Annotated in this window: 25 protein-coding genes; 14 read left to right on the plus strand and 11 right to left on the minus strand. The window is 69.3% G+C overall.

All coding sequences use genetic code 11. The features are described 5' to 3' along the window. Positions 1–5: 5 nt before the first annotated feature. From V1318_RS06280 to V1318_RS06310, 7 genes are all read right to left on the minus strand, one after another. The gene (locus tag V1318_RS06280; protein ID WP_332938695.1) at positions 6–383 is read right to left on the minus strand and encodes a VOC family protein; all 378 of its coding nucleotides are present in this window, start codon (positions 381–383) and stop codon (positions 6–8) included. A gap of 52 nt (positions 384–435) precedes the next feature. Beyond that, the gene (locus V1318_RS06285; RefSeq protein ID WP_332938697.1) at positions 436–1,791 is read right to left on the minus strand and encodes a dihydrolipoamide acetyltransferase family protein; all 1,356 of its coding nucleotides are present in this window, start codon (positions 1,789–1,791) and stop codon (positions 436–438) included. A 60-nt stretch (positions 1,792–1,851) separates the two neighbouring features. After that, positions 1,852–2,235 carry a cupin domain-containing protein gene (locus V1318_RS06290; protein WP_332938699.1) on the minus strand — a complete coding sequence of 128 codons (384 nt, stop codon included), beginning with the start codon at positions 2,233–2,235 and terminating at the stop codon, positions 1,852–1,854. Then, positions 2,232–2,585, minus strand: coding sequence for an SH3 domain-containing protein (locus tag V1318_RS06295; protein ID WP_332938701.1), 354 nt, complete (start codon positions 2,583–2,585; stop codon positions 2,232–2,234). Before V1318_RS06295 ends, V1318_RS06290 begins: the two co-directional genes overlap by 4 nt. A gap of 10 nt (positions 2,586–2,595) precedes the next feature. Continuing rightward, positions 2,596–3,627, minus strand: coding sequence for an alpha-ketoacid dehydrogenase subunit beta (locus V1318_RS06300; protein WP_332938702.1), 1,032 nt, complete (start codon positions 3,625–3,627; stop codon positions 2,596–2,598). Next, a complete protein-coding gene (gene pdhA / locus V1318_RS06305; protein ID WP_332938703.1) occupies positions 3,624–4,697 on the minus strand; it encodes a pyruvate dehydrogenase (acetyl-transferring) E1 component subunit alpha in 1,074 nt (357 codons plus the stop codon). The genes V1318_RS06300 and pdhA overlap by 4 nt, the downstream gene beginning before the upstream one ends. Before the next feature lie 459 nt (positions 4,698–5,156). Then, positions 5,157–8,375: a lamin tail domain-containing protein gene (locus V1318_RS06310; RefSeq protein WP_332938705.1), complete on the minus strand. Its 3,219-nt coding sequence runs from the start codon at positions 8,373–8,375 to the stop codon at positions 5,157–5,159. Between the two features lie 192 nt (positions 8,376–8,567). Here V1318_RS06310 and V1318_RS06315 point away from each other — a divergent pair, with 192 nt between their 5' ends. From V1318_RS06315 to V1318_RS06340, 6 genes are all read left to right on the plus strand, one after another. Continuing rightward, the gene (locus V1318_RS06315) at positions 8,568–9,443 is read left to right on the plus strand and encodes a tryptophan 2,3-dioxygenase family protein (RefSeq protein ID WP_332938707.1); all 876 of its coding nucleotides are present in this window, start codon (positions 8,568–8,570) and stop codon (positions 9,441–9,443) included. Next, positions 9,440–9,856 (plus strand): NUDIX domain-containing protein, encoded by a 417-nt coding sequence (locus V1318_RS06320; protein WP_332938709.1) that lies wholly within the window; start codon positions 9,440–9,442, stop codon positions 9,854–9,856. Before V1318_RS06315 ends, V1318_RS06320 begins: the two co-directional genes overlap by 4 nt. A 330-nt stretch (positions 9,857–10,186) precedes the next feature. Next, positions 10,187–11,722: an oligopeptide:H+ symporter gene (locus V1318_RS06325; RefSeq protein ID WP_332938710.1), complete on the plus strand. Its 1,536-nt coding sequence runs from the start codon at positions 10,187–10,189 to the stop codon at positions 11,720–11,722. A 100-nt stretch (positions 11,723–11,822) separates the two neighbouring features. Then, positions 11,823–13,301 (plus strand): peptide MFS transporter, encoded by a 1,479-nt coding sequence (locus V1318_RS06330; protein ID WP_332938712.1) that lies wholly within the window; start codon positions 11,823–11,825, stop codon positions 13,299–13,301. A gap of 133 nt (positions 13,302–13,434) precedes the next feature. Further along, on the plus strand, positions 13,435–14,082 hold the full coding sequence (locus V1318_RS06335) for a hypothetical protein (protein WP_332938714.1): 648 nt from the start codon (positions 13,435–13,437) through the stop codon (positions 14,080–14,082). A gap of 48 nt (positions 14,083–14,130) precedes the next feature. Beyond that, complete coding sequence (locus V1318_RS06340) at positions 14,131–14,493, plus strand: hypothetical protein (RefSeq protein ID WP_332938716.1); 363 nt, start codon at positions 14,131–14,133, stop codon at positions 14,491–14,493. Positions 14,494–14,503: 10 nt separating this feature from the next. Here the strand turns inward: V1318_RS06340 and V1318_RS06345 are convergent, their stop codons facing one another. Then, positions 14,504–15,364 (minus strand): helix-turn-helix transcriptional regulator, encoded by an 861-nt coding sequence (locus V1318_RS06345; protein WP_332938718.1) that lies wholly within the window; start codon positions 15,362–15,364, stop codon positions 14,504–14,506. A gap of 95 nt (positions 15,365–15,459) precedes the next feature. Here V1318_RS06345 and V1318_RS06350 point away from each other — a divergent pair, with 95 nt between their 5' ends. After that, a complete protein-coding gene (locus tag V1318_RS06350) occupies positions 15,460–15,921 on the plus strand; it encodes a DUF6265 family protein (RefSeq protein WP_332938720.1) in 462 nt (153 codons plus the stop codon). Positions 15,922–16,020: 99 nt separating this feature from the next. Here V1318_RS06350 and V1318_RS06355 read toward each other — a convergent pair whose 3' ends face one another. Then, positions 16,021–16,518, minus strand: a complete 498-nt coding sequence (locus V1318_RS06355; RefSeq protein WP_332938722.1) for a MarR family transcriptional regulator — start codon at positions 16,516–16,518, stop codon at positions 16,021–16,023. 102 nt (positions 16,519–16,620) lie between these two features. Between V1318_RS06355 and hppD the strand changes: the two genes are divergently transcribed. The 7 genes from hppD to V1318_RS06390 all read left to right on the plus strand — a co-directional run bounded on the left by hppD (position 16,621) and on the right by V1318_RS06390 (position 23,518). Further along, positions 16,621–17,712, plus strand: coding sequence for a 4-hydroxyphenylpyruvate dioxygenase (gene hppD, locus V1318_RS06360; RefSeq protein ID WP_332938724.1), 1,092 nt, complete (start codon positions 16,621–16,623; stop codon positions 17,710–17,712). Positions 17,713–17,838: 126 nt separating this feature from the next. Then, on the plus strand, positions 17,839–18,168 hold the full coding sequence (locus V1318_RS06365) for a DUF559 domain-containing protein (protein ID WP_332938725.1): 330 nt from the start codon (positions 17,839–17,841) through the stop codon (positions 18,166–18,168). 93 nt (positions 18,169–18,261) lie between these two features. After that, positions 18,262–19,545, plus strand: coding sequence for a homogentisate 1,2-dioxygenase (gene hmgA, locus V1318_RS06370; protein ID WP_332939010.1), 1,284 nt, complete (start codon positions 18,262–18,264; stop codon positions 19,543–19,545). 91 nt (positions 19,546–19,636) lie between these two features. Further along, entirely contained in the window at positions 19,637–20,266 is a 630-nt protein-coding gene (locus V1318_RS06375; RefSeq protein ID WP_332938726.1) for a lectin, read from the plus strand. 155 nt (positions 20,267–20,421) lie between these two features. Continuing rightward, complete coding sequence (locus V1318_RS06380; protein WP_332938727.1) at positions 20,422–21,375, plus strand: sodium:calcium antiporter; 954 nt, start codon at positions 20,422–20,424, stop codon at positions 21,373–21,375. A gap of 40 nt (positions 21,376–21,415) precedes the next feature. Next, positions 21,416–22,654: a Na+/H+ antiporter NhaA gene (gene nhaA, locus V1318_RS06385; protein WP_332938729.1), complete on the plus strand. Its 1,239-nt coding sequence runs from the start codon at positions 21,416–21,418 to the stop codon at positions 22,652–22,654. A gap of 3 nt (positions 22,655–22,657) precedes the next feature. After that, a complete protein-coding gene (locus tag V1318_RS06390) occupies positions 22,658–23,518 on the plus strand; it encodes a nucleoside-diphosphate sugar epimerase (RefSeq protein WP_332938731.1) in 861 nt (286 codons plus the stop codon). A gap of 9 nt (positions 23,519–23,527) precedes the next feature. Here V1318_RS06390 and V1318_RS06395 read toward each other — a convergent pair whose 3' ends face one another. Together V1318_RS06395 and V1318_RS06400 are read right to left on the minus strand one after the other, a co-directional pair. Continuing rightward, positions 23,528–24,154, minus strand: a complete 627-nt coding sequence (locus V1318_RS06395; protein WP_332938732.1) for a hypothetical protein — start codon at positions 24,152–24,154, stop codon at positions 23,528–23,530. A gap of 32 nt (positions 24,155–24,186) precedes the next feature. Beyond that, positions 24,187–24,978 (minus strand): hypothetical protein, encoded by a 792-nt coding sequence (locus V1318_RS06400; RefSeq protein WP_332938733.1) that lies wholly within the window; start codon positions 24,976–24,978, stop codon positions 24,187–24,189. Between the last annotated feature and the right edge of the window lie 33 nt (positions 24,979–25,011).

A 25,011-nucleotide genomic window follows, 5' to 3' on the forward strand; every position in this document is an offset into this window, starting at 1 on the left:
TGCTCCTAGGCCTCGTCGAAGGCGGCGATCGGCTGCCCGAACTGCAGCAGATAGCCGTTGTTGTCGTAGATCGCGAACTCGCGCATGCCGTAGCCGAAGTCCTCGATCGGATAGCAGACGCGCGCGCGATCGCGCAGGCGCCGCCACCAGCCGTCGACATCGTCGGTGCGCAGGTAGAGCGAACCGGTGAAGGCCGGCGTCGCGTCGCCTTCGTGCGCATTGAGGTCGCTGAGCATGAGCTCGACCCCGTCGCGCGCCAGCGCGGCCCAGCCGCCGGCGGCATCGCCGGCGCTGAGGCGGAAGTCCAGCACCTGGGTGTAGAACGCGATCGTCGCTTCCAGCTCCGGCGTGCGCAGCATCGGCGTGAGCGCGCGCAGGTTCATGGCGCGCGCGCGCCCTTGCCCGTGCCGCGATCCTCGCGCGCCGTCGCCGCGATCACATCGGCCGCGCCAGATCGTCCAGCATCGCCTTGAGGAAGCGCGCCGCTTCGCCGCCGGTGCAGGCGCGGTGATCGAAGGTCAGCGACAGCGGGATCACCTTGTGCGATTCGAAGCCGCCCATCACCGGGGTCATCTGGTGACGGCCCTTGCCGGCGGCGACGATGGCCACGGTCGGCGGCACGATCACCGGGGTGGCGTAGCGGCCGGCGAACATGCCGAAGTTGGACAGCGAAATCGTATAGCCGCTGAGTTCCGAGGCCGGAATGCTGCGGTCCTCGACCTGCGCGCGCAGGCGGTTGACCGCCTCGCGCACGCCGCGCGCATCGAGCACGTCGGCGTTGCGCAGCGCCGGCACGAACAGGCCGTCGTCGGTGTCCACCGCGATGCCGATGTCGACGTGCGGATGCAGGGTGCGGGTGAGCTTGTCGCCGTCGAACCAGGCGTTGAGCGCCGGCACGGCCTTGCAGCCGGCGACGATCGCGCGCACCAGGCGGCCGGTGATGTCGTTGCCCGGCGCCCAGGCGTGGATGTCGGCGTCGTCGCTGAGCGTGGTCGGCACGACCTTGGCGTGGGCGTCGGCCATCACCCGCGCCATGTTGCGGCGCACGCCCTTGAGCTGTTCGGGCTGGCCGCTGACGCTGACGCCCGGCGGCTGGGTGCGCATCGGGCGGCCGGCCGCGGACAGCGCGCTGCGCGCGGGCGCGGCGACTTCGGCCGGCGCGGGCGCCACGGCGCGATCGGCCGCGCGCGGTGCCGGCGCGGCGCCCGCGACCGCGCTGCCATCGGCGGCGGCGCGCTTGACGTCGTCGCCGGTGACCACGCCCTCGGCGCCGGTCGCGCGCACGCGGGCGAGGTCGACGCCGAGCTTGCGCGCGAGCGCGCGCACCGCCGGCATGGCCTTGACCCCGCCGACCGCGACCGCCTGTTCGCTGCGCACCGCGTCTGAGGACTGCATCGCCCCGACCACGGTGCCGCTGTCGGCGCGTTCGCCCTCGGCGGCCTTGGCCGGTGCGGCTTCGGCTTGCGGCGCGGGCGCGGCCGGTGCGGCGTGGCCGCCGCCGTGGTGATGGCCGGTGTCCTGACCATCGGCGCGCTGCGGCTGGCTGGGGTCGAGTTCGAACTCGGCCAGCATGGTGCCGGTGACGACGATATCGCCGGCTTCGCCGGCCAGCTTGAGCACCTTGCCCGACACCGGCGAAGGCACTTCGACCACCGCCTTGGCGGTTTCCATCGACACCAGGGTGTCGTCGAGGCGGATCGTGTCGCCGACCTTCACCGCCCATTCGACGATGGTCGCGTCGGGCAGTCCTTCGCCGAGGTCGGGGAGCAGGAAGGTTTTGGTGTCGGTCATGGTTCGATCGTCTCGTTGGTTATGCGGTCGCCGCCGGCCTGTGCCCGCGGCGGATAAAGTTCAGACCCACACGTCGTTGCGCGCGGTGAGCTCGCCGCCGGCCTGGCCGGTGTTGACCACGCCGCGCGGTTCGATGATCAGGGCGTGGCATTCGTGCTCGGCGCGGGTGATGTGCTCGACCCCGCGCGGGATCACGTACATCTCGCCCTCGCCCAAGTCCACGTCGCGGTCGCGGAAGCCGATCTGCATGCGTCCGTGCACGACCATGAACACCTCGTCGGTGTGCTCGTGCGCATGCCAGACGAATTCGCCTTGCAGCTTGACCAGCTTGAACTGGTAGTCGTTCATTTCCGCGATAACCCGCGGCGACCAGTGCTCGCTGAAGCGGGCGAGCTTGTCGGCCAGGTTGATCGCGTCGTGCTTGATCTCAGCCGATTCGGTCATGGCGAGGACTCGTCGATGAACTCCAGCGCGCGCGCCGGGATCCAGCCTTGTTCGCCGCGCGCGTTCTCGGCCCACCACCATTGGGCGAGCTCGTAGTGCAGGCTCAGCACTTCGTCGGGCTCGGCCGCCAGTTCGCGGGTGTCGTAGTCGCTGAGCGCGGTGGCGGGGCCGTGTTCGCTGTCGAACAATGCCGCCGGCACCCAGCCGCCGTGGCCCTCGCTGAGCACGGTCCAGACGAACTGCGGCCAATCGCGGTCGCGATCGCCCAGGGTCACGCGCTGGCCGCGCGCGACCTGGATCGGCGGCCGATCCGGCACGCGGTGGCCGACGACGACGCGGGCGCGGCGCATAGGCCCGGGCTCAGCCCGCCGCCAGCGCGCGCTTGGCCGCGGCGACGATGCGTTCCACGCTGGGCAGGTACTTCATTTCCAGGCGGAACAGCGGGATGTGGGTGTCGTAGCCGGTGACGCGTTCGACCGGCGCGAGCAGGTCGTACATCGACTCCTCGGCCAGGCGCGCGGCGATTTCGGCGCCGAAACCGGCGGTCTTGGGCGCCTCGTGCACGATCACGCAGCGGCCGGTCTTGGCGACCGATTCGGCGATGGTGGCGAAGTCCAGCGGGCGCAGGGTGGCGACATCGATCACCTCGGCGCTGATGCCTTCGCCGGCGAGCTTGTCGGCCGCTTCCAAGGCCTCCTTGACCTGCGCGCCCCAGCTGACCAGGGTCAGGTCGCTGCCGTCGCGCAGCACGTAGCACACGTCCAGCGGCAGCGCTTCGCCGTCGTCGGCGACCACCTCCTTGTACTGGCGGTAGATGCGCTTGGGCTCCATGAAGATCACCGGATCCGGGTCGCGGATCGCGGCCAGCAGCAGGCCGTAGGCGCGCGCCGGCGAGGACGGCATGACCACGCGCAGGCCGGGCACGTTGGTGAAGATGGCTTCGTTGGCCTCGCTGTGGTGCTCGGGCGCGCGGATGCCGCCGCCCCACGGCACCCGCAGCACCATCGGGCAGTGCAGGCGGCCGCGGGTGCGGTAACGGAAGCGCGCGGCATGGCAGATGATGTGGTCGACCATCGGGTAGACGAAGCCGTCGAACTGCGATTCGGCGACCGGCTTCATGCCCTGCGCGGCCAGGCCGACGGTGAGGCCGGCGATGGTGGTCTCGTCCAGCGGCGTGTCGAGCACGCGCTCGGAGCCGAACTGCTGCTGCAGGCCGGCGGTGGCGCGGAACACGCCGCCGTTGACGCCCACGTCCTCGCCCAGCACCAGCACGGTTTCGTCGGCGCGCATCTCGTAGGCCAGGGCCTGGGTGATGGCTTCGATCAGGGTGATCGCGACCGGTGCGGCCACGGCGTTGGCGGTCTCGACCTTCACTTTGGTATCGACGTTCATCGGCGACCCTCCAGGGCCAGCGCGGCCGCGCGTTGGGCGAGCAGGTCCGGCGGCGGATCGGCGTACAGGTAATCGAACATCGCCTCCACCGGCTGCACCGGGGTTTCCAGGTAGGCGTTGATCTCGACGTCGACCTTCCTGCCGCATTCCTCGGCCCAGGCCTTCTCTTCGTCCTCGCTCCACAGGCCCTGCGCGGTCAGGTAGGCGCGCAGGCGCGGCACCGGGTCGCGGGTCCAGGCCTCTTTGACCTCGGCTTCGCCGCGGTAACGGCGGGCATCGTCGGCGGTGGTGTGGTCGTGCAGGCGGTAGGTCATGAACTCGATCACGCTGCCGCCTTCGCCCTTGCGCGCGCGCTCGGCGGCGCGGCGCATGCCTTCCATCACCGCGATCAGGTCGTTGCCGTCCACCTGCAGGCAGTGCAGGCCGCCGGCGATGCCCTTCTGGGCCAGGGTCTTGGCGCCGGTCTGGGCCGAACGCGGCACCGAGATCGCCCAGCCGTTGTTGATCACGCACAGGATCAGCGGCAGCTGGTAGGCGCCGGCCGAGTTCAGCGCGGCGTAGAAGTCGGTCTTGGACGAACCGCCGTCGCCGCAGCAGGCCACGGCCAGGTTGTTTTCCTTGCGCAGCTTGAACGCGAGCGCGGCGCCGGCGGCGTGCAGGCACTGGGTCGAGATCGGCACGCACCAGGAGAAGTCCTTCCTGGGGCCGGAGAAGTCGTTGCCGCGCTCGTCGCCGCCCCAGTACAGCAGCACTTCGCGCGGCAGCACGCCGCGCATGAACTGCGCGCCGTACTCGCGGTAGCTGGGCGCGAACACGTCGTCGGGCAGCATCGAGGCGCCGATGCCGACGTGGGTGGCCTCGTGGCCCAGGCAGGCGGCGTAGGTGCCGAGCTTGCCGGTGCGTTGCAGGGCGATGGCCTTGGTGTCGAACACGCGCACGAACAGCATCTGCTTGAACAGCGGCAGCAGCTTGCTGGCGTCGCGGAAAGCGGGCGGCAGCTCGGCGACGGGCTGGCCGTCGATGCCGAGGTATTGCAGGTATTCGATTTCGAACGTCGCGGCGACGGTCATCGCGGGGCAGTCCTGAATTGGGGATGGGGGAGGCCCGAACCTTCCCGCCCGGATCCAGTGCCGGCGCGCGGACCGTTCAGACTGGCTGGGTCCGTGGCGGCTGTGTGCGGCTCGCTGCGGACCTGGCGCTGCCGCAGCGGCCCCTGACGAGCGGCCGTTGCGTGGTGCGGCAGATGATACCCAAAGGCGTGTTAAGCGCCGTTGCGCGCTGCGGCATGCAAAAAACCGCGGAAAGGATTAGGCGCCGCGCGGACGCTGGCGTATGGAAGGGGTGCGACACGGCCGCCTTCTGTGGGAGCGACGTGAGTCGCGATTTCCCCAGGGTGGGGAACGCCGCGAGTTCGGGGCGAATCGCGGCTCACGCCGCTCCCACAGGAAACGCCGGGGCGTCGCTGCGTACCCCACAAACAAAAAGGGCGCGGCTCGCGCCGCGCCCTTTCGTTGTTGCGGTGTTTCGAATCAGCGACGGATCTGCACGCTGATGCTGTCGCTGTTGTTGCTCGCGACCGGGTCCGGGGTCTGCGCGCTGATGTTCGCGTCGAACACCAGGCTGCTGCCCACGGCCGGGCGTTCCGGCACGACCACCGCCAAGGCGAACCACTGGGTGCCGCGGTTCATGGCGGTGCTGCGGCTGCACTCGGCGCGGAAGCCGGTCGGCACCGCGGTGCGGGCGCAGGTCCAGCCGGCCGGGGCGGCGACCGCCGCCGACGAGACCGAGACGTTGCCGGTCAGGATCAGCTTGGGCTGGGCCGCGGCGTCCGGGCCGGCGTTGGTCACCGGCACCAGGAAGGTCGCGATCGCGCCCTTGCGCACCGGCAGCGCGCCGCCGGCGATCTGCACCGACAGGTCGGCCAGGGTGGTCACCACGACTTCCGCCGTGGCCTGGTTGTTGCCGTTGGCCGGGTCGCGGGTCTGCGACTGCGCGGCCACCGCCATGCGCAGCGGGGTGCCGCTGACCAGGGCCGGCAGGACCACGTTCAGCGCGAACGTGGCCGAGGCCTGCGAGGCCAGGCTGGGCGTGGTGCAGGTGACGGTGGTGGTGGTCGCATCCTGCACCGGCGCGGCGCAGCTCCAGCCGGCCGGCGCGGTCGCGACCGGCGCCACCAGGGCGTCGAACACGAAGGCCACGGCGGCGGCGTCGGCCGCGTTCGGACCGGCGTTGAACACGCCGGCGGTGTAGGTGGCGGTCTGGCCGGCGCGGGCGCTAGCCGGAGTGGCCGACGCGCTCGCCGCCAGGTCGGCGCTGCGGAAGGCCGGCACGCTCAGGACCAGACGCACCGGGTCGTGGTCGGACACGCGCAGCGGCTGGCTGGCGTCGCCGAAGCGGAACACGCCGAAGTCGGCGTTGATGCGGGCGTGGTCGACCGACAGGCCGACGTTGTCCATCACCAGCGCTTCGTTGACCAGCACGTGGTCCAGGGTCTGCGCATTGCCTTCGAACACGTAGGAGTAGCGCTGGGCCGGATCGGCGATCAGCTGCGAGCCGTCGACGAAGATGCTGCTCAGCGGGCTGTCGATGTAGGTCAGGACCTGGTCTTCGGCGGCTTCCTCGCCCTTGATGATGCCCAGGACGTCGGTGTAGCCGTCGTTGAACTCGAACGCGTTGAAGTCGCCGACCAGCACGATCTTCTCGTTCGGGTTGCTCTGCTGCATCTGCTCGATCAGGCCGGCCAGGTAGGCCGCCTGCGCGCCGCGCTTGGCGCGCACGCGCGCGCCCTCGGTGGACCAACCGTTGCCGCCGGCGGCGACATCGTCGATGCCGTTGAGCGAACGCAGGTGGTTGGCGATCACCGTGATCGGGTACGAGGCGCCGTTGTCCTGGTGCACGATCGCGCGCAGCAGCAGCGGCGGGCGGTCGTTGAGCAGGGCGGTGCTGCCGTTGGGGTTGGCGAAGGTCGCGTCCTTGCCGTACTGCACCACCTCGAGCACTTCCACGCGCGGCTGGCCGGCGCCGTTGTCGCGGGTGGCGACCAGGAAGCCGACGTTGATGCCGCCCGGGTCGTTGCCCGACACCAGATAGGGCACGTAGGCCGGCGCGCTGGGGCAGGTGGCGTTGATGCGCTCGGCCAGGCGGCCGAGGATGCCGATGTTCTCGACTTCGACCACGCCCAGGATGTCGGGCGTCTTCAGGTACTGGCAGATCGCGGCCGAGGTCTTGCCCAGGCGCTTGTCCACCGCTTCGGGCTTCAGGGTCGGGGCGCCGTTGCTTTCCGGCACTTCGTCGAAGAAGCGCAGCAGGTTGAAGCCGCCGATGGTGATGTCTTCGTAACCGGCATCGGCCACCGCTTCGGGCTGCTTGCCGCCGGCGAAGGTCGGCGGCGTGGCGGTGTCGGGCAGCAGCGCCCAGGTGCCGGCGAAGTAGTCGAGCACGCCGAGCAGGCCGGAAATCTGGGTCTGGCCGTCGACCGACAGCGGCAGCGCGCCGATCTGGCCGCGGCTGCGCACCATCAGGCGTTCGGGGTTGGTGTCGAAGCGCGGCGGGTTCTTGCCGGCCGGGATCGGAATGGTGTCCATGATGCCGATGCCGGGCTCGCGGAACGGCACCGCCACTTCCGGCAGGCGCACGTAGAACACGCCGTCGCTGGAGGAGTTGGCGTCGTCTTCGTCGATGTTGCCGTCGGTGCCGGAAATCGCGACCGACTGGGCCACGCTCACGCGCATCGCTTCCAGGCGTTCCAGCGTGCCCGGGGTGGCGTTGGCGCCAAGCTCGGCCGGGGTCAGTTCGACCGCGGCGGGCAGGGCGACGCCGGTTTCCAGCAGTTCCACCGTCGGCGAGACCAGTTCGGTGATGCTGAGCTGGTTCGGGTTGGACGACGGAGTGAACTCGTCGACCTTGGCGGTCACGCGCACGCGGTTGCCCACGGTGGCGCTGGCCGGCGGCGCGGCGCCGGTGAACACGAACACCGCTTCGGAGGTGGCCGGGTTGCCGTCGTCGTTGGCGGCCTGCAGGAAGAAGCCGTTGTTGAACTTGCGCGCGGTGACGATGCCCTCGGTGACCACGAGCTTGTCGTCGTAGGCCGACAGCAGGCCGGCGCCCTGGATCTGGGCGATGGTCAGCGCGACCGGCGGATCCGGCGGGTTCGGCGGCGTGGTGCCGGTGTTGCGCGGCGTCGGCGTGCCGGTGCTGAAGTCGGCGCTGTTGTTGCCGGTGTCGGTGGCGCCGTCGTTCTTGCGCAGCGCCGCGGTGGAGTTGCTCAGCGTCGCGGTGGGCGCGGTCTCCGAGCAGGTGGCGGCGGTGCCGTAACCGACGAAGTCGATCACGCTGGCGCCGCCGACCGGACAGGCGCCGGCCAGGGAGAGGTTGTCGTTGACCAGCGCGACCTTGCCGGCGGTGCCGGCCATGGCCAGCGTGCCGGTCGCGTCGGGCGTGGGCAGGTCGACGCTGCCGCCGGCGCCGTCGGCCTGCTTGATCAGGTAGTAGCCGCCGGCGGGAATCGTGCCGGTCAATGGAGTACGCGCCCAGCTGGTGCCGGCGGAGGATGCGTATTGCACGCTCCAGCCGCTCAGGTCGACCGCGGTGGCGCCGTTATTGCGCAATTCGATGAAGTCGCTTTTCAGCGTGGCGCCGGAATTGCCGCCTCCGCCGTATACCTGGCTGATCACGACCTGCGCCTGCGCGCCGCCGGAAATCAGGAACGCCAAAGCCACGGCCGCGTAGCGGCCTAAGAACTTGTCCATGTGTTTCCCCGTTAGAGACCGCCCGCCCAAGACTCCCCAGGAATGCTCCCCTGACGCGGGCAGGCAAGATTGTGCCTCAATCGTCACAAATCGGCATTTCAAGTGCATGACGGCATACCATACGGTGATGGGGGTGGACCGTCCGGATGGCGCGCGCTGCGTTACCCTTTGCGCCCCTTTGCGAGAACCGCGATGACCGTCGAGAAGAACCAGCGCGAACTGGAGACCGGGATCCACACCGATCTGCAGGGGCGGATCACCTACGCGGGCTATCTGCAGCTGGATCGTCTGCTGTCGGCGCAGCACGGCCGCGCCGACCCGCCGCACCACGACGAACTGCTGTTCATCATCCAGCACCAGGTGTCGGAGCTGTGGATGAAGCTGATCATCCACGAGCTCAGCGCGGCCATCGAACACCTGCGCAACGACCAGGTCTGGCAGTGCCAGAAGGTGCTGGCGCGCTGCAAGCAGGTGCTGCGCCAGCTGACCGAACAATGGTCGGTGCTGGAGACGCTGACGCCGTCGGAATACATGGGCTTCCGCGACACCCTGGGCCCGTCCTCGGGCTTCCAATCGCTGCAGTACCGCCGCATCGAATTCATGCTGGGCAACAAGAACGAGGGCATGCTGCGGGTGTTCGCGCACGACCCCAATGCCCAGACCGAACTGGAAAGCGCGCTGGCCGCGCCCAGCCTGTACGACGAGTTCCTGATGTACCTGGCGCGCTTCGGCCACGCGATCCCGGCCGCGCACCTGCAGCGCGACTGGCGCCAGCCGCACGTCGCCGACCCGGCCCTGCAGCCGGTGTTCGAGCGCATCTACGAAAACACCGACCTGTACTGGCGCGAATACGCGCTGTGCGAGGACCTGGTCGATGTCGAGACCCAGTTCCAGCTGTGGCGCTTCCGCCACATGCGCACGGTGCTGCGCATCATCGGCTTCAAGCGCGGCACCGGCGGTTCCAGCGGCGTGGGCTTCCTCAAGCAGGCGCTGGAGCTGACCTTCTTCCCGGAACTGTTCGAAGTGCGCACCAGCATCGGCCCGGGCGGCGCTGTCTCGCCGCCGTGAGCGCGCGCGTGCACGACTGCGTCGGCGCGTTCCTGGTCCGCGGCGGCCGCGTGCTGCTGGGCCGGCGCACCGCCGATCGCGAACTGCTGGCCGGGGCCTGGGATGTGTTCGGCGGCCATGTCGAGGCCGGCGAGAGCGAGCTGGATGCGCTCACGCGCGAGCTCGACGAGGAAGTGGGCATCCGCCCGATCCGACTGCGACGCCTGCAGACCATCGAGGGCGCGCAACCGGCGCCGTGGCGGCTGCATTTGTATGTGGTGACCGACTGGCAGGGCGAGCCCTGCAACCGCCAGCCCGACGAACACGACGAGCTGCGCTGGTGCGAACTCGACGAGGCGGTGCGCTGTCTGGGCGCGGCGCATCCGGCCTTCGAGCGTCTGCTGGGCGAGGCGCTGGCCGCCGCCGGGGCCTGATCGGGCGCGGCGATTCGGCGCAACGGCGGCTGCGCGGGCGTTCGCAGCGGCGGCCCGAAACGGGCCGGTCAGCCGGCGTTGCCGTGCTCGCGGACCCGGCGGCGACCGTGCCTGCCGCCGGCGACCGGCAAGCCCAGCGGCGGGATTGGGCAAAATCGAGGCGCATTCAGGCATTTAGGCGCGGGCTTGGTCGCGTGTTTGCTGCGCCGCAGCAATACGTGGGCGTCTTCACAAAGGTTTGACGGAACCGACGTCAGCCGGTAAATCTCCCCGATCCCGTGCCGCCGGCAAGGGCAATCTCATTCAGTTTCGACACACGGGGGACACCGCATGAGCGGAGCCGCAACGACGACGGGCGAAACGCCCATTCCGGAATTCAAGCAGGTCCTGGGGCATCCCAAGCCTCTGTGGATGCTGTTCATGTCCGAATTCTGGGAACGCTTCGCGTTCTACGGCATCCGCTGGGCGATGGTCCTGTACATCGTGGCGCAGTTCCACGGCGGCGACGCCGGCTACGAGAAGCCCGCCAGCGAGCTCTACGGCGCCTATCTGGCGTTGGTCTACGCCTCGGCGATCTTCGGCGGCTGGATCGCCGACAAGCTGATCGGCTACCAGCGTTCGATCCTGCTCGGCGCCATGATCATGGCGACCGGCCTGTTCCTGTTGGCCTCGCCCACCGAGACCATGTTCAAGCTGGGCCTGGCCACGATCATCGTCGGCAACGGCCTGTTCAAGCCGATCATCTCGACCATGGTCGGCAAGCTCTACCTGCAGGGCGATGGCCGCCGCGACTCGGGCTTCACCATCTTCTACATGGGCATCAACCTGGGCGCGTTCCTGGCGCCCCTGGTCACCCAGTACCTGGCCCAGAAGGTGTTCGGCGTCAACGACACGCCGGCCTACAAGGTGGTGTTCATCTCGGCCGGCATCGGCATGGTGCTGAGCCTGATCTGGTTCTGGTTCGGTCGCGCCCAGCTCAAGGGCATCGGCCTGCCGCCGGCGGACAAGACCAGCCTGGCCCGTTCCTTCCTGGTCCTGGGCGGCGCGGCGCTGATCGCGATTCCGATCTTCTACTTCCTGCTGACCATCAACGCGATGGTGCTGCAGTACATCCTGATCGCGCTGCTGATCGTGCCGGCCATCATGCTGGTGGTGGAGGGCATCCGCGAGGGCAAGGTCTCGCGCGACAAGGTGATCGCGATGCTGATCATCCTGACCTTCAACGTGTTCTTCTGGTGCTTCTTCGAGCAGGCCGGCAGCTCGTTCAACTTCCTGGCCGAAAAGATCGTCGACCGCAGCATCGGCTTCGAAAGCCTGTTCATGGCGCTGGCCGGCGGCAAGGAATTCCCGGTCTCCTGGTTCCAGAGCGTGAACTCGGTGGCCATCATCACCCTGGCGCCGGTGATCGCCTGGATCTGGGTGCGCATGGGCCGCGCCAATCCCTCGATCCCGCGCAAGTTCGGCCTGGGCCTGATCTTCAACGGCCTGGCCTTCCTGCTGCTGATGTTCGCGCTGGTCAACCTGATCGCGCCGGACACCGGCAAGATCCCGTTCTGGACCCTGTTTGCGGTGTACTGGATCCAGTCGGTGGGCGAGCTGTGCCTGTCGCCGATCGGCCTGTCGATGGTGACCAAGCTGGCGCCGGCGCGCCTGACCGGTTTCGCCATGGGCGCCTGGTTCCTGTCGATCGCGATCGGCAACAACCTCGCCGGCATCTTCGCCGGCCAGGCCAGCGGCGAGACCGGCATGACCACGGCCTCGGCGCTGACCGCCTACACCATGGGCTTCTACATCCTGGCCGGCGCGGGCGTGCTGTTGTTCCTGATCGCGCCGCTGATCAACCGGTTGATGCACGGCGTCAAGTAAGCGCCGTCGCCAGCCGCCGTACCTACAGGCGCCACGGCCGGAGAGCTCCGGCCGTGGCGTCGCCGCATTCGCAACCCGCTATCGCAACGAGCGCCTTCCGATGACCGTCATCAAACATGTCGAACCCGAATTCATCGCGCCGCCGCCCGGCGAACTGGTCGGCCATCCGCGCGCGCTGTGGATGCTGTTCGGCGCCGAAATGTGGGAGCGCTTCGCCTACTACGGCATGCGCGCGCTGCTGGCCGTGTACGTCGCCAGCACCTTCTTCAGCCTGCTGCCGGAAGGCGAGGCGCGCGCCCAGGCCAGCCTGACCTACGGCGCCTACACCGCGCTGATCTACGCCACCGGCCTGTTCGGCGGCTTCGTCGCCGACCGCTACCTCGGTTACCGGCCGTCGATCGTGCTCGGCGGCGCGATCATGGCGGTGGGCCTGTTCCTGCTGATGATTCCGCAACTGACCTGGTTCCTGGTCGGTCTGGCGGTGATCGTGGTCGGCAACGGCCTGTTCAAGCCGAACATCTCGGCCATGGTCGGGCGCCTGTACGCGCCCGGCGACCCGCGCCGCGACTCGGGCTTCACCATCTTCTACATGGGCATCAACGTCGGCGGCGCGCTCGCGCCGATCGTGTGCGGCGCGATCATCGGCAAGTACTACGGCTATCGCTGGGGCTTCTTCGCCGCCGGCGTGGGCATGATCTTCGGCCTGATGATGTTCCATTGGCTGCGCGGCCAGCTCGGCCGCATCGGCGAGTCGCCTTCGCCCGCGCTCAATCGCGCACGCGTGTTCAAGGTGCTGCTGGGCTGCATCGCCGCGGTGCCGGTGGTCTACCTGATGCTCAGCCGCACCCAGATCGTCGGCTACATCCTGCTGGCCATGATGGTGGGCCTGAGCATCTACTTCGTCGGCGGCAGCCTGCGCAGCGGCGACAAGGTGCAGATGCACCGCTACATCGCGATGCTGCTGCTGTTCCTGGCCAAGATCCTGTTCTGGGGCATGTTCGAGCAGGCCGGCACTTCGCTGAACTTCTTCGCCAAGGACCACGTCGACGCGCCGTTCGACTTCACCCTGTTCCAGTCCGCGAACTCGGTGTTCATCATCGCCCTGGCGCCGCTGTTCGCCTGGGCCTGGCCGCGCCTGGACCAGCGCAACTGGAACCCGTCGGTGCCGCGCAAGTTCGCGCTGGCGCTGCTGCTGGTCGCGGTGGGCTTTTCGGTCCTGATCGCCGGCATCGCCTACATGGCCGACGGCAGCGGACGCATTCCCTGGGAAATGCTGGTGCTGGCCTACCTGTTCAACACCATGGGCGAGCTGTGCCTGTCGCCGATCGGCCTGTCGATGGTGTCCAAGCTGGCCGCGCCCAAGGACACCGGCATGGCCATGGGCGCCTGGTTCCTGTGCTCGGCGATCGGCAACTACGTGGCCGGCCTGGTCGCGGCGGTGGCCTCGGGCGGCGACCTCGGCGGCCTGGCCCAGTACTCGGCCACCTACACCCACATCGCCTACGCCGGCTTCGGCATGGGTGCGGCCTTCCTGCTGTTCGCGCCCTTCATCAACAAGCTGATGCATGGGGTGAAGTGATAACCCCGGATCGCGGGGTGGCGCGTTTGCGTATCGCGTGAGCGGGTAGCCGCGGCGTCTGTCGCGGGGCGCCGCTCGCCGCCTGCAGCGAAATCCCAGCGCCGACGCGCCAGCCGACAATATGAGGGGCTTTATGATCCGCCTGATTCGAACCGCAGTCCTGCTGTGCGCGCTGGCGATTCCTACGCTGGTCCAAGCTACCGCGCAGGATCCGGACGTGCTGCTGATCGACGGCAAGGAGCATGCGCTCAACACCAATCCGCTGCAGGCCCACCTGGAGGCGCAGCGGTGGGCGCCGCCGAAGGATGTGGTGAGGATGTCCAGCAACTGGCGGGGCTATGTCGCCAAATGGGCGGTGACGGACGGGCGACTGACGCTCACGGACGTCACCGTCCTGGTCGAGGCCGAAGACGACGAGATGGTCGATAGGAGCATTCTGGGCGATCTGTTTCCGGGCAAGTCTCGGATCGTGGCCGACTGGTACAGCGGCGCCCTGATCGTGCCTGACGGAAACATGGTCGAATACGTGCACATGGGCTACGGCTCCACCTACGATCACTATCAGGTCTTGCGAGTGGCGTCCGGGCGGGTGATCGAGCAGCTTTCGATGAGCGCAGACGAGTTCAGACAGTATCGGGCGCGCAAGTTCGAAGCGTTCAAGAAGACCGACGAATTCCGCAGCGCATACGCCGAGATGAAGAAGGGCGGGAACACAATGACGGAAGCGCAGATGCTGGACTTCATGGCCAGTTTCTTCGCCGAGCGATATTTGGCCTTGTAGTCGGCGTGTGGCAACGACTGGATCGCTTCGGCGATGTTGGGGAGAGCAGTGAGCGCGTTCGATATCAGCCCGCAGGGCAGATTGCCGCTGTGGCGTGCGTACTCGGAATTCTTCCTCGACACCGAACTCGGCGAGCTTGGCTACGCCTATGTGGCGCGGACGGTGCTCAAGTCGGGGCTGGGTTTGGAAGAGGCCGAGGCGGTGCTGTGGAACGAGGTGTTCCCGGTGCTGCATACGAATCTGCGCAATCACCTGGGCGTCTGGGACGGCTGGCCGGACGAGTGGTTGCTGGCGAATCTGCGCATCGCCTCGGGGCCGGCCGTGCGCTCGGGGCCGCGCGCTGCGGTCGCCGAGATCGAGCGTTGCTGGAAGCGGATGCGCGTTCACTGGCCCGAGCCGCAACCCGGCTGAGCCGACGGCGCTAGTCGCCCAGCGCCACCGCGCGCACGCCCGAGTGCCCGCGCACGAAGGCCGCGGCCAGGCGCAGGGTGGCTTCGCCGTCGCGGTCGCCGCGCAGCGCGCGTACCAGCCGCGCGGGCGTGGTGCCGGTCCAGCGGCCGAGGTCGTGGGTGGCGTGGGCCTGATCGCTGTAGCCGTGGCGCGCGGCGGCGTCGGCGATCCCGGCGCGTTCTTGGTCCAGGCTGCGCAACAGGGCCTGCAGGCGCCGCACCCGGGCGTACTCCTTGGCGGTCATGCCCACCGTGGCCAGGAAGCGCGCCTGCAGATTGCGTAGGCCCAGGCCGGTGGCGCGCGCGAGTTCGGCGATGCGCAGGTCGCCGTCGCGGGCATCCAATTGCGCGACCGCGTGTTCGATCGCCGGATCCGGTGGATGCGCCCGGGCGCGCTGCCCGAGCAGGCGCCAGATCGCGTCGGCGCCCTGGCCGGCGACGCAGGCTTGGGCGGCCTGCGCGAACGCGGCGGCGAAGCCGGCATCGAGCTCGTGCAGATCGGGTATGCGGTCGCGCAGCGCAGCCAGCCGCGCGCCCGCGATCAGGGTCGAGCCGGCCGGTGTCAGGCGCACGCCCAGGCAATGCACCGGCCCGGTCGGCTGCAGCCGGATCGGCCCGCGCTGCTGGGCGGCGAACAGCAGCGGCGCCTGCAGTTGCGAATCGCCGTCGGCGCCGTACAGGCGCATCGGCGCGCCCAGGTGGGCGATCAGTTCGCAGCGGCCGTCGGCGTAGATCGCCTGCACCTGGGGCGCGGGGGCGTCGTCGCGCAGCCGCCACAGGCATTGCACATGGCGGCTCAGCGACGGCGGCGCGGGCTGCTCGGCGTAGTCCATGCCACCATCAAAGCCCGAGCCTGCGCGTTTTTACAAGCCGCGCGGCGGCGGCCATCGTTAGCTTGGCGGCCAATCGACCACGAGAGGGGAATGCCATGAGGATCGCCGCCCTGCTGGGCTTGCTATTGCCGCTGGCCGCCGCGCCGCTGTCGGCCGCCGCGCCCGACGCCGACCTGGGCTGGCTCGCCGGCCACTGGTGCAGCCAGGCCGACGGCGAGCGCATCGACGAAACCTGGCTGCCGGCCACGGACGGTCGCCTGTACGGCGTATCCCGCACGGTGCGCGCCGGCAAGGTCACCGGCTTCGAGTTCCTGCGCATCGAACCGGTGGACGGCGTGGCGACGTATCTGGCCCAGCCCGGCGGCGGCCAGGCGACCGCGTTCGCACGCAGCCAGGGCGGGGCGCAGCGGGTGCGGTTCGAGAATCCGGCCCACGATTTTCCGCAGCGCATCGAATACCGGCGCGAGGGCGAGCGCTTGCACGCGCAGATCGCGGGGCCTGGGCGCGATGACAAGGAGGTGCGGATTGCGTTCGAGTACCGCCGCTGCGGAGAGTGAGCGCTCGGCGCGTCGAGGGCCGCCCTCACCCCAACCCCTCTCCCGCATGCGGGAGAGGGGCTACGGCGCGCGGGTTTCGACGTCGCTGCGCGACCAGACTCAAGGCGTAAGCGGCAGCTCCGCCTCGGCCCGGATCTCCAGCTCGTCCAGGCGGTCCAGCAGCCGGAACAGCAGCTCGCGTTCGGCCGCGTCCATGTCCCCGAGCAGCTTGCGCTCGAAGGCCAGCGCCAGCGGCGCGACCTCGTCGTAGATCTTGTAACCGTCCGGCGACAGCTGCAGCACCGAACGGCGGCGGTCGTCGTCGTGGGTCTCGCGCGCCAGGCGGCCGGCCTCGATCAGGCGCGCCACCGCGCGGCTGACGGCGACCTTGTCCATGGCCGTGCGCTGGGCCACCTCGTTGGCCGACAGGCCCGGATAGCGGCCCAGCACGGCCATCACCCGCCATTCGGTCACGCTCAGGGCGAAGCGCTCGGAATACACCCGCGCGATCGCGCTGCTGACCCGGTTGGACAGCACCGACAGGCGGTAGGGCAGGAAATGCTCGAGATCCAGCTGGGCGTGGCTGGGCTCGGCATGGCGGGAACGGGGCTTGTTCATGCTGCGCTGTACCTTGCTTGCATATGGTTTCATATGAAACTATAACGGTTCTTCGCACCAGGCCGTCCCGCGCGGGTCCGGCCGCTACCTGAGAACAATGCCATGAATGCGCAGCCCAACCTCGGCATGCAGGTCACCACCTTCGAAAACCCGCTGGGCATCGACGGCTTCGAGTTCGTCGAGTTCGCCGCCCCGGCCGGTCAGGGCGAGATGCTGCACGACTATTTCCGCAAGCTCGGCTTCACCGCCGTGCTGCACCACAAGAACCGCCCGATCACGGTCTACCGCCAGGGCGGGGTGAACTTCCTGGTCAACGAGGACCCGGACAGCTTCGCCGCCGACTTCGCGCGCGCCCACGGGCCCAGCGCCTGCGGCTTCGCGATCCGCTTCAAGCAGCCCGCCGGCACCGTCTACGAGGCCGTGCTCGGCAACGGCGGCGAAGCGATCGGCGACCGCGCCGACAGCCGCGCGGTGGACGCGCCGGTGGTCAAGGGCATCGGCGATTGCATGCTCTACCTGGTCGACCGCTACGGCGACAAGGGCGACGTTTACGAGGACTACCTGCCGGTGCAGGGCGCGCCGCAGCATCCGGCCGGTTTCGGTCTGACCTTCATCGATCACCTCACCCACAACCTCTACTTCGGCAACATGCAGAAGTGGTCGGACTACTACGAGCGCCTGTTCAACTTCCGCGAGATCCGCTACTTCGACATCAAGGGCGCCAAGACCGGCCTGGTGTCGAAGGCGATGACCGCGCCGGACGGGGTGGTGCGCATCCCGCTCAACGAGTCCAGCGATCCCAAGTCGCAGATCAACGAATACCTCGACGCCTACAAGGGCGAGGGCATCCAGCACATCGCCTGCTTCACCGACAACATCTACGAGACCGTGGAGGCGATGCGCGCGCAGGGCGTGGAGTTCCTGGATACCCCGGACACCTACTTCGACGTGATCGACCAGCGCGTGCCCAACCATGGCGAGGACGTGCCGCGCCTGGCCCGGAACAAGATCCTGATCGACGCCGACCCGGAAACCCATCAGCGCAAGCTGCTGCAGATCTTCACCCAGAACGCGATCGGCCCGATCTTCTTCGAGATCATCCAGCGCAAGGGCAACGAAGGCTTCGGCGAGGGCAACTTCCAGGCCCTGTTCGAGAGCATCGAACGCGACCAGATGCGCCGCGGCGTGCTGTAAGCGCCGTGCTTTGAGTCCCTCTCCCTTGGGAGAGGGGTTGGGGAGAGGGTCCGGGACATGGCCGAACGCTCGATTCCGCCTCTGCCCACGATCAAGCGAGATCAAGCACGCCGGCTACGCGTCACCATGACCGACGCCGAACGCGAGCTTTGGCGCAGGTTGCGGGCCGGGCAGCTCGCGGGCTGGAAGTTCCGACGCCAGCACACGGTGCCGCCCTACATCGTCGACTTCATTTGCCTGGCCGCAAACTTGATCGTAGAGCTCGACGGCTCGCAACATACGCCACAGTCCGATGCCGTCAGGACTCGGTTCTTAGAAGCGCAGGGCTTCCGTATCCTGCGCTTCTGGGATAACGATGCATTGTTGAATACCGATGCGGTGGTCGAGGCGATCTTCAACGTCCTCGGCGACCGGACCCTCACCCCAACCCCTCTCCCAGGGGGAGAGGGGCTCTAGAGCGAAGCCGCCATGAACACCGCCGCCAACGACAGCGACAACGTGATCCCGATGCCCGAGCGCGATGCGCAGCGGGTGGCCGCGCGCGGCTACATGAGCGGTTTCGGCAACGAGTTCGCCACCGAGGTCTACACCGGCGTGCTGCCGCAGGGCCAGAACTCGCCGCAGCAGGTCGCCTACGGCCTCTACGCCGAGCAGTTGTCGGGCACCGCGTTCACCGCACCGCGCGGGGAGAACCGGCGCAGCTGGCTGTACCGGATCCGCCCGGCGGCGATGCACGGCGCCTTCGCGCCGTACTCGCAGCCGCAGTTGCACAGCGATTTCGAGCGCGGCGCGGTCTCGCCCGATCAGCTGCGCTGGGACCCGCTGCCGATGCCGGATACGCCGGTCGATTTCGTCGACGGCCTCTACACCATGGCCGGCAACGGTTCGCCGGCCGCGCAGCACGGCGTCGGCGTGCACCTGTATGCGGCCAATCGTTCGATGGACGGGCGCTACTTCTACGACGCCGACGGCGAGCTGCTGATCGTGCCGCAGCACGGCCGCCTGGTCCTGGCGACCGAGCTGGGCGTGCTCGAGGTCGAGCCGCAGGAAATCGCGGTGATTCCGCGCGGCGTGCGCTTCCGCGTCGAGCTGCCCGACGGCGTCGCCCGCGGCTACGTGTGCGAGAACTTCGGCGCCCTGATGCGCCTGCCGGACCTGGGCCCGATCGGCGCCAACGGCCTGGCCAATCCGCGCGACTTCTTGACCCCGAACGCCGCCTACGAGGACATCGACGGCGAGTTCGAGCTGATCGCGAAATTCCAAGGCCAGCTGTGGCGCGCCGAGCTCGGCCATTCGCCGTTGGACGTGGTCGGCTGGCACGGCAACTACGCGCCGTACAAATACGACCTGCGCCGTTTCAACACCATCGGCTCGATCAGCTTCGACCATCCCGATCCGTCGATCTTCACCGTGCTGACCTCGCCCAGCGACACTCCGGGCACGGCCAACCTGGACTTCGTGATCTTCCCGCCGCGCTGGCTGGTCGCGCAGCACACCTTCCGGCCGCCGTGGTTCCATCGCAACGTCGCCAGCGAATTCATGGGCCTGATCCACGGCGCCTACGACGCCAAGGCCGAGGGCTTCGTGCCCGGCGGCGCCTCGCTGCACAACTGCATGAGCGGGCACGGCCCGGACGCGGCCACGTTCGAGAAGGCCAGCCACGCCGATCTGAGCAAGCCCGACGTGATCGGCGGCACCATGGCCTTCATGTTCGAGACCCGGGCGGTGATCCGTCCGACCGCGCAGGCTTTCGAAGCGCCGCACCGCCAACGCGAGTATCAGGCGTGCTGGGCCGGCCTGCGCCGCAATTTCGAACCGCCGCATTCGTCCTGATGCGTCGCCACGGCGCTTCGCGCGCCGTTCACGCGCGGCCGCTAGGCTGCGCGCGTCATTCATGCGCTGCATCGCAGCGGGGGCCGTGCCGATGAAGCGTCGTTCGATCCTGCCGTGCGCGAGCGCACTGGTGTTGAGCCTGGCTTTGTGCGCCTGCGGCGAACGTGCGCCCAGCGAGGCGGCGACGCCCGCCGCGCCGCCGCCGGCGAGCGATCAGCCGGCCGAGGACGTGCCGCCCGCCACCGCGCCGACGCCGCTGGCGCCGGCCAGCGGCGCGCTGGCGCGACTGGACGGTTACGGCGACCTGCGCCTGGGCATGAGCGCCGAAGAGGCGACGCGCGCCTGGGGCGAAGCCCTGGACGGCAAGCCCGGCGAGGGCGAGGTCTGTTACTACCTCAGCCCCAAGGGCGCCAAGGCGCCAAGCGATTTCGCCCTGATGATCGAGAACGGCAAGTTCGTGCGCTACGACGTCGGCAACGCCACCGAGCTCGCGCCCGGCGGCGGCAAGGTCGGCATGGGCGTCGACGAGCTGCGCACGCTCTACCACGGCGGCCTGCAGGAATCGCCGCACAAGTACGTCGAGGGCGGCAAGGTGCTGTCGGTCGCGGCCAGCGGCGTGGCGCCGTCGAAGCTGGTGTTCGAGGTCGACGCCGCCGGCAAGGTCACGGCCTGGCGCGTGGGCTTGGCGCCGCAGGTCGATTACGTCGAGGGCTGCTCCTGATTCGATGCGGGAGCGCCGTCGCCTGGTGCGCGTTCGCGGCACCATCGCCGTCCCCGCGCTCGCGGAGCGGCCTGCGGCGCGAATATCGGCCGCCGATGGACGCGGCGGCCCGCACTGGGCATAGAATCGGGGCTTGATCGCAAGGGGAAGAGGCCATGCTCGAAGCCATCGGCTTGTTCGTGCTGGGATTGGTGCTGCTGGCGCTGGGTGGCGATTCCGTCGTCAAGGGCGCGTCCGGGCTGGCGCAGCGGTTCGGCGCCTCGCCGTTCGTGGCCGGGCTGGCGTTGGTCGCCTTCGGCACCTCGCTGCCGGAGCTGGCCGTCAACCTGCATGCGGTGGTGCGCGGCGAGCAGAGCCTGGCCCTGGGCAACGCGGTCGGCAGCAACATCGTCAATTTCGGCCTGACCCTGGGCATCGCCGCGTTCGCGGCGCCGCTGCTGGTGCGCTGGCGCTCGCTGGCGCCGCTGCTGCTGGTGCTGATCCTGGGCACCGCGGCGGTGATCGTGCTGGGCCTGGACGGCGTGCTCGACCGCGCCGAGGGCGCGGGCATGGTCGTCGTCTTCGTCGCCGTGGTCGCCTACGCGATGGCGCGCACGCGCCGCGAGGCGCCGGAACTGCAGGACGCGATCGCCGCGTTCGCGCGCACCCGCACCGATCTGGGCCTGAACCTGCTGCGCTTCGCGATCGCGGCGGTGCTGCTGTATTTCGGCTCCAAGTTCGTGGTCGGCGCGGCGCCGCGCATGGGCGCCTCGCTGGGTCTGACGCCACTGCTGACCGGCCTGCTGCCGGTCGCGATCGGTACCGCCTTGCCGGAAGCCGCCGCGGCCATCGCCGCCGCGCGCCGCGGCCAGGGCGACATCGTGGTCGGGCACGTGATCGGCTCCAGCCTGTTCAATCTGCTGATCGTGGTCGGCGGCATGGCGGCCTGGAACGCGGTGGCCTTGCCGGCCTCGTTCGTGCGCTTCGAACTGCCGGCGGCGATCGCGTTCGCGCTGATGCTGTACCCCATGCTGCGCGGCGATCTGCGCGTGAGCAAGGGCGAGGGCGCGATCCTGCTGATCGCCCTGCTGGCCTGGATCGGCTTCGAATTGGCCATGCTGTACCGCTGATTCGGCCGGAGCGCCGGCGTCGGGCCGATATACTGCGGCCATGAACACGCCCACGACTCCGCAGCCGTCGCGCCCCATCTCGACGCGCGCCTTGCGCGCGCTGAGCGAGTTCTTCCGGCTCGAGGCCGCCGGCGGCCTGGTCCTGATCGCCGCCGCCGCGCTGGCCCTGATCGCCGCCAATTCGCCGCTGCACGAGGCCTACGAGTCGTTCCGGCAACTGCCGGTGCAGGTGCGCATCGGCGCGCTGGACATCGCCAAGCCGGCGCTGCTGTGGATCAACGACGGCCTGATGGCGATCTTCTTCCTGCTGGTCGCGCTGGAGATCAAGCGCGAGATGCTCAGCGGCCAGCTCGCCGGGCGCGCCCAGCTGGTCCTGCCGCTGGCCTGCGCCAGCGCCGGCGTGGCCGTGCCCGCGCTGCTGTTCTACGCCATGAACCGCGGCGACGCCGAGGCCATGCGCGGCTGGGCCGTGCCGACCGCCACCGACATCGCCTTCGCCCTGGGCGTGCTGGCCCTGCTGGGCTCGCGCGTGCCGGCGGCGATGAAGTTGCTGCTGTCCACCATCGCGGTGATCGACGATTTGATCGCGATCCTGATCATCGCGCTGTTCTATTCGCACGGCCTGTCGATGACCGCCTTGATCTGGGCCGGCGCCGCCCTGGCCGGCATGTGGCTGCTGAACCGGCGCGGCGTGACCGCCCTGGCGCCATACCTGCTGCTGGGCGTGGTGCTGTGGGTGTGCGTGCTCAAGTCGGGCGTGCACGCCACCCTGGCCGGCGTCGCCACCGGCCTGATGATTCCGCACGTCGACAAAGGCAACGCCATCGACGACGCGCACGAGCACTCGCCGCTGGAAACCCTGGAGCATGCGCTGCATCCCTGGGTCGCCTACGCGATCCTGCCGCTGTTCGCCTTCGCCAACGCCGGCCTGGTGCTGGGCGGCCTGAGCCTGGACGACGCCAAGGCCGCGTTGCCGCTGGGCATCGTGCTGGGCCTGGTGCTGGGCAAGCCGATCGGCATCGTCGGCATCGCCCTGCTGCTGCGCGCGCTGGGCTGGGTCAAGCTGCCCGCCGGCATGGACCTGCGCGCGATGCTGGGCCTGGGCCTGATGTGCGGCATCGGCTTCACCATGAGCCTGTTCATCGCCTCGCTGGCCTATCAAAACCCCCTGCACTACGAAGAGGCGGTGCTGGGCGTGCTGGCCGCGTCGGTGATCTCGGCGCTGCTGGGCTATCTGTGGCTGCGCGCGGTGCTGCCGTCGCGCCCGCAACGGAGCTGAGGCATGCGCCACGCCTTGGTGTTCGGCGCCAGCGGGCAGATCGGTCTGCCCTTGTTGGGCGCGCTGCGGCGCGACGGTTGGCGGGTGAGCGCGGTGTCGCGCCAGGACCAGCACGACGAGCCGGGATTGCATTGGCTGCGCGGCGATTTCGCCCAGCTCGCGGAACTGCCGCGCCGGGTCGATGCGATCTTCAGCTGCGGGCCGCTGGACGGTTTCGCGCGCTGGTACGCGGCCACGCTGGTGGAATCGCCGCGGGTGATCGCGTTCGGCTCCACCAGCGTCGAGACCAAGCGCGGTTCGGCCGATCCGGACGAGCGCGATGTCGCCGCGCGTCTGCGCGAGGCCGAGGCGACCCTGTTCGCCGAGGCCGGCGAACGCGGCGCGGCCGCGACGGTGTTGCGACCCACCCTGATCTACGGCGCCGGCCGCGACGCCACCCTGACCCGGATCGCCGCGATCGCGCAGCGCTGGGGCCGTTTTCCGCTGCCGCGCAATGCCACCGGGCTGCGCCAGCCGGTGCATGTGGACGACCTCGCCGCGGCTGCGTTCGCCTGCGCGTCCGCGCCGGCCAGCCACGGCCGCGGCTACGCATTGCCGGGCGGCGAAACGCTGAGCTACCGCGACATGGTCGCGCGCGTGCTGGGCGTGCTGGAACCGCCGCCGCGCCTGATCGAGCTGCCGTCGCCGGTATTCAACCTGGTTTTGCTGGCCGCCCAGGCCAGCGGCCACGCCACCGGCCTGGGCGAGGCCGCGGTGCGGCGCATGCGCAGCGACATGGTGTTCGACCTGGCGCCTGCGCAACGCGACTTCGGCTACGCGCCGCGCCGCTTCCTGCCCGAGCGGGCCATGTTCGATCCGCGCTGAGGCCGGCGTTCAGAGTTCGAAATCGTCGGGCTTGGTTGGCACGTTGGCCTTGTACTGCAGGATCGCCACGAACACGCGGCTGCCGTCTTGCAGTTCGAAATCGCAGCCGCTGAGCTGGTCGTTGCTGTAGTAGGCGGTGGCGCGGACCACGTCGGTGCCGTAGGTACGCGGATCCAGGCGCGCCGCGCGCAGCGGCGACTGCTTGGCTTCCGGCAGATCGCTCAGGTCGGCGTAGCGTTTGAGTTCGCCGACCGTGCCCAGCGCGATCAGCGACAGTGAATCGGCGACGTCGGCGGTGGGCGCCTTGCCGGTGATGCCGGTGGCCTTGTCGCGCCAACGCGCGATTCCGGCCTGGGCGACGAAGGTGAGTTCGTCCTTGCGGCCCGGGCGCAGGGTCAGGCGGAAGCGGTCCGGGCGTTCGAACAGTAGCTCGGCGTTGTCCACGACGGGCTGGGGATAGCTGGTCTTGCCCGCGGCCGGCGCGGCATAGCGGCTCAGCAGGATCGTGGCCTGGCCGCTGTAAGAGGACTTGTCCAGCGACTGGAGCAGGGCGCTGGGGGACGTGGCGGCATGCAGGCCGATCGGCAACAGACAGGCGAGACCGACGCTCGCGGCGATGCGCAGGGGCAGGTTCATGGCGATGGGTCCGGGGCAGGAAGGGAGCGGAATCAGCGGCAGGCCAGGCGTGCGCGCGTGCGCAGCGTGGCCGGCGGTATCGCGCCGTCGAGCGCGCTGCAGCGCGCGCCCGGGTCGGGGATCAGGGCGCGAACGTTGACCACTCGCGCGCTGTCGATGCCGGGCGGGACGCCGCCCACGCCCGGGGTTAGGCATTGGCCGGGGGTGAGGGTCGCGCTGAAGCTGCCGGACGTGCTCGACACCTCCACCGACACCGGCACGCCGTTGATGTTGCACAGCTCGACCAGGCGCACGCTCGGCGACAAGGCCGGCGGACCGGGGATATCGGCCGGCGCGTTGACCGGGGTGGAGCCCGCGCACATGCCGGGATGCAGCAGCTCGTGGTCGGCGCCGGTGTAGCGGGTCATGTTGTGGGTGTGGTCGCGCAGGTTGATGCGCTGGACGAAGATGCGGGTGCTGCCGTCGAAGCGCGAGGTCGGGATGGTGACGGCGTCGCGGTCGATATCGAAGGTCACGTCGACGCGGTCGCCGGTCGGCGAAAAGGTGAAGCTGTCGGCGAAGGCGCGCACCGTGCGCGGCGGAAAGGCCTCCGGCGCGCTGGTGATGTTCATGGTCGGGAAGTGCGCCGCGCAGTCGACATCCGCCGGGCAAGTTTCCTCGCGCAGCAGGTCGAAGGAAGCGGTGGCGATGTCGCCCGGGCAGTACTGCCTCGGCGTCACCTGGCCCATGCCGAGCAGCGCGCTGCGCTCGAGGCGACAGCCGCCGGTCAGCGCTGCGCAGCACAGCATCATGGCCAAAGTCGCGGTCGAAGTCCGAATCGTCATGGCTGGCGTCCTTGTCGGGGGAGCGTGGTTTGG

The organism is Lysobacter sp. CCNWLW3, assembly GCF_036697405.1.
Classification (GTDB): Bacteria; Pseudomonadota; Gammaproteobacteria; order Xanthomonadales; family Xanthomonadaceae; genus Lysobacter.

Coding starts and splice junctions, on each gene's coding strand:
- V1318_RS06280 (WP_332938695.1), bottom strand. CDS start 383: ATGAACCTGCGCGCGCTCACGCCGATGCTGCGCACGCCGGAGCTGGAA.
- V1318_RS06285 (WP_332938697.1), bottom strand. CDS start 1,791: ATGACCGACACCAAAACCTTCCTGCTCCCCGACCTCGGCGAAGGACTG.
- V1318_RS06290 (WP_332938699.1), bottom strand. CDS start 2,235: ATGACCGAATCGGCTGAGATCAAGCACGACGCGATCAACCTGGCCGAC.
- V1318_RS06295 (WP_332938701.1), bottom strand. CDS start 2,585: ATGCGCCGCGCCCGCGTCGTCGTCGGCCACCGCGTGCCGGATCGGCCG.
- V1318_RS06300 (WP_332938702.1), bottom strand. CDS start 3,627: ATGAACGTCGATACCAAAGTGAAGGTCGAGACCGCCAACGCCGTGGCC.
- pdhA (WP_332938703.1), bottom strand. CDS start 4,697: ATGACCGTCGCCGCGACGTTCGAAATCGAATACCTGCAATACCTCGGC.
- V1318_RS06310 (WP_332938705.1), bottom strand. CDS start 8,375: ATGGACAAGTTCTTAGGCCGCTACGCGGCCGTGGCTTTGGCGTTCCTG.
- V1318_RS06315 (WP_332938707.1), top strand. CDS start 8,568: ATGACCGTCGAGAAGAACCAGCGCGAACTGGAGACCGGGATCCACACC.
- V1318_RS06325 (WP_332938710.1), top strand. CDS start 10,187: ATGAGCGGAGCCGCAACGACGACGGGCGAAACGCCCATTCCGGAATTC.
- V1318_RS06330 (WP_332938712.1), top strand. CDS start 11,823: ATGACCGTCATCAAACATGTCGAACCCGAATTCATCGCGCCGCCGCCC.
- V1318_RS06335 (WP_332938714.1), top strand. CDS start 13,435: ATGATCCGCCTGATTCGAACCGCAGTCCTGCTGTGCGCGCTGGCGATT.
- V1318_RS06345 (WP_332938718.1), bottom strand. CDS start 15,364: ATGGACTACGCCGAGCAGCCCGCGCCGCCGTCGCTGAGCCGCCATGTG.
- V1318_RS06350 (WP_332938720.1), top strand. CDS start 15,460: ATGAGGATCGCCGCCCTGCTGGGCTTGCTATTGCCGCTGGCCGCCGCG.
- V1318_RS06355 (WP_332938722.1), bottom strand. CDS start 16,518: ATGAACAAGCCCCGTTCCCGCCATGCCGAGCCCAGCCACGCCCAGCTG.
- hppD (WP_332938724.1), top strand. CDS start 16,621: ATGAATGCGCAGCCCAACCTCGGCATGCAGGTCACCACCTTCGAAAAC.
- V1318_RS06365 (WP_332938725.1), top strand. CDS start 17,839: ATGACCGACGCCGAACGCGAGCTTTGGCGCAGGTTGCGGGCCGGGCAG.
- hmgA (WP_332939010.1), top strand. CDS start 18,262: ATGAGCGGTTTCGGCAACGAGTTCGCCACCGAGGTCTACACCGGCGTG.
- V1318_RS06375 (WP_332938726.1), top strand. CDS start 19,637: ATGAAGCGTCGTTCGATCCTGCCGTGCGCGAGCGCACTGGTGTTGAGC.
- V1318_RS06380 (WP_332938727.1), top strand. CDS start 20,422: ATGCTCGAAGCCATCGGCTTGTTCGTGCTGGGATTGGTGCTGCTGGCG.
- nhaA (WP_332938729.1), top strand. CDS start 21,416: ATGAACACGCCCACGACTCCGCAGCCGTCGCGCCCCATCTCGACGCGC.
- V1318_RS06390 (WP_332938731.1), top strand. CDS start 22,658: ATGCGCCACGCCTTGGTGTTCGGCGCCAGCGGGCAGATCGGTCTGCCC.
- V1318_RS06395 (WP_332938732.1), bottom strand. CDS start 24,154: ATGAACCTGCCCCTGCGCATCGCCGCGAGCGTCGGTCTCGCCTGTCTG.
- V1318_RS06400 (WP_332938733.1), bottom strand. CDS start 24,978: ATGACGATTCGGACTTCGACCGCGACTTTGGCCATGATGCTGTGCTGC.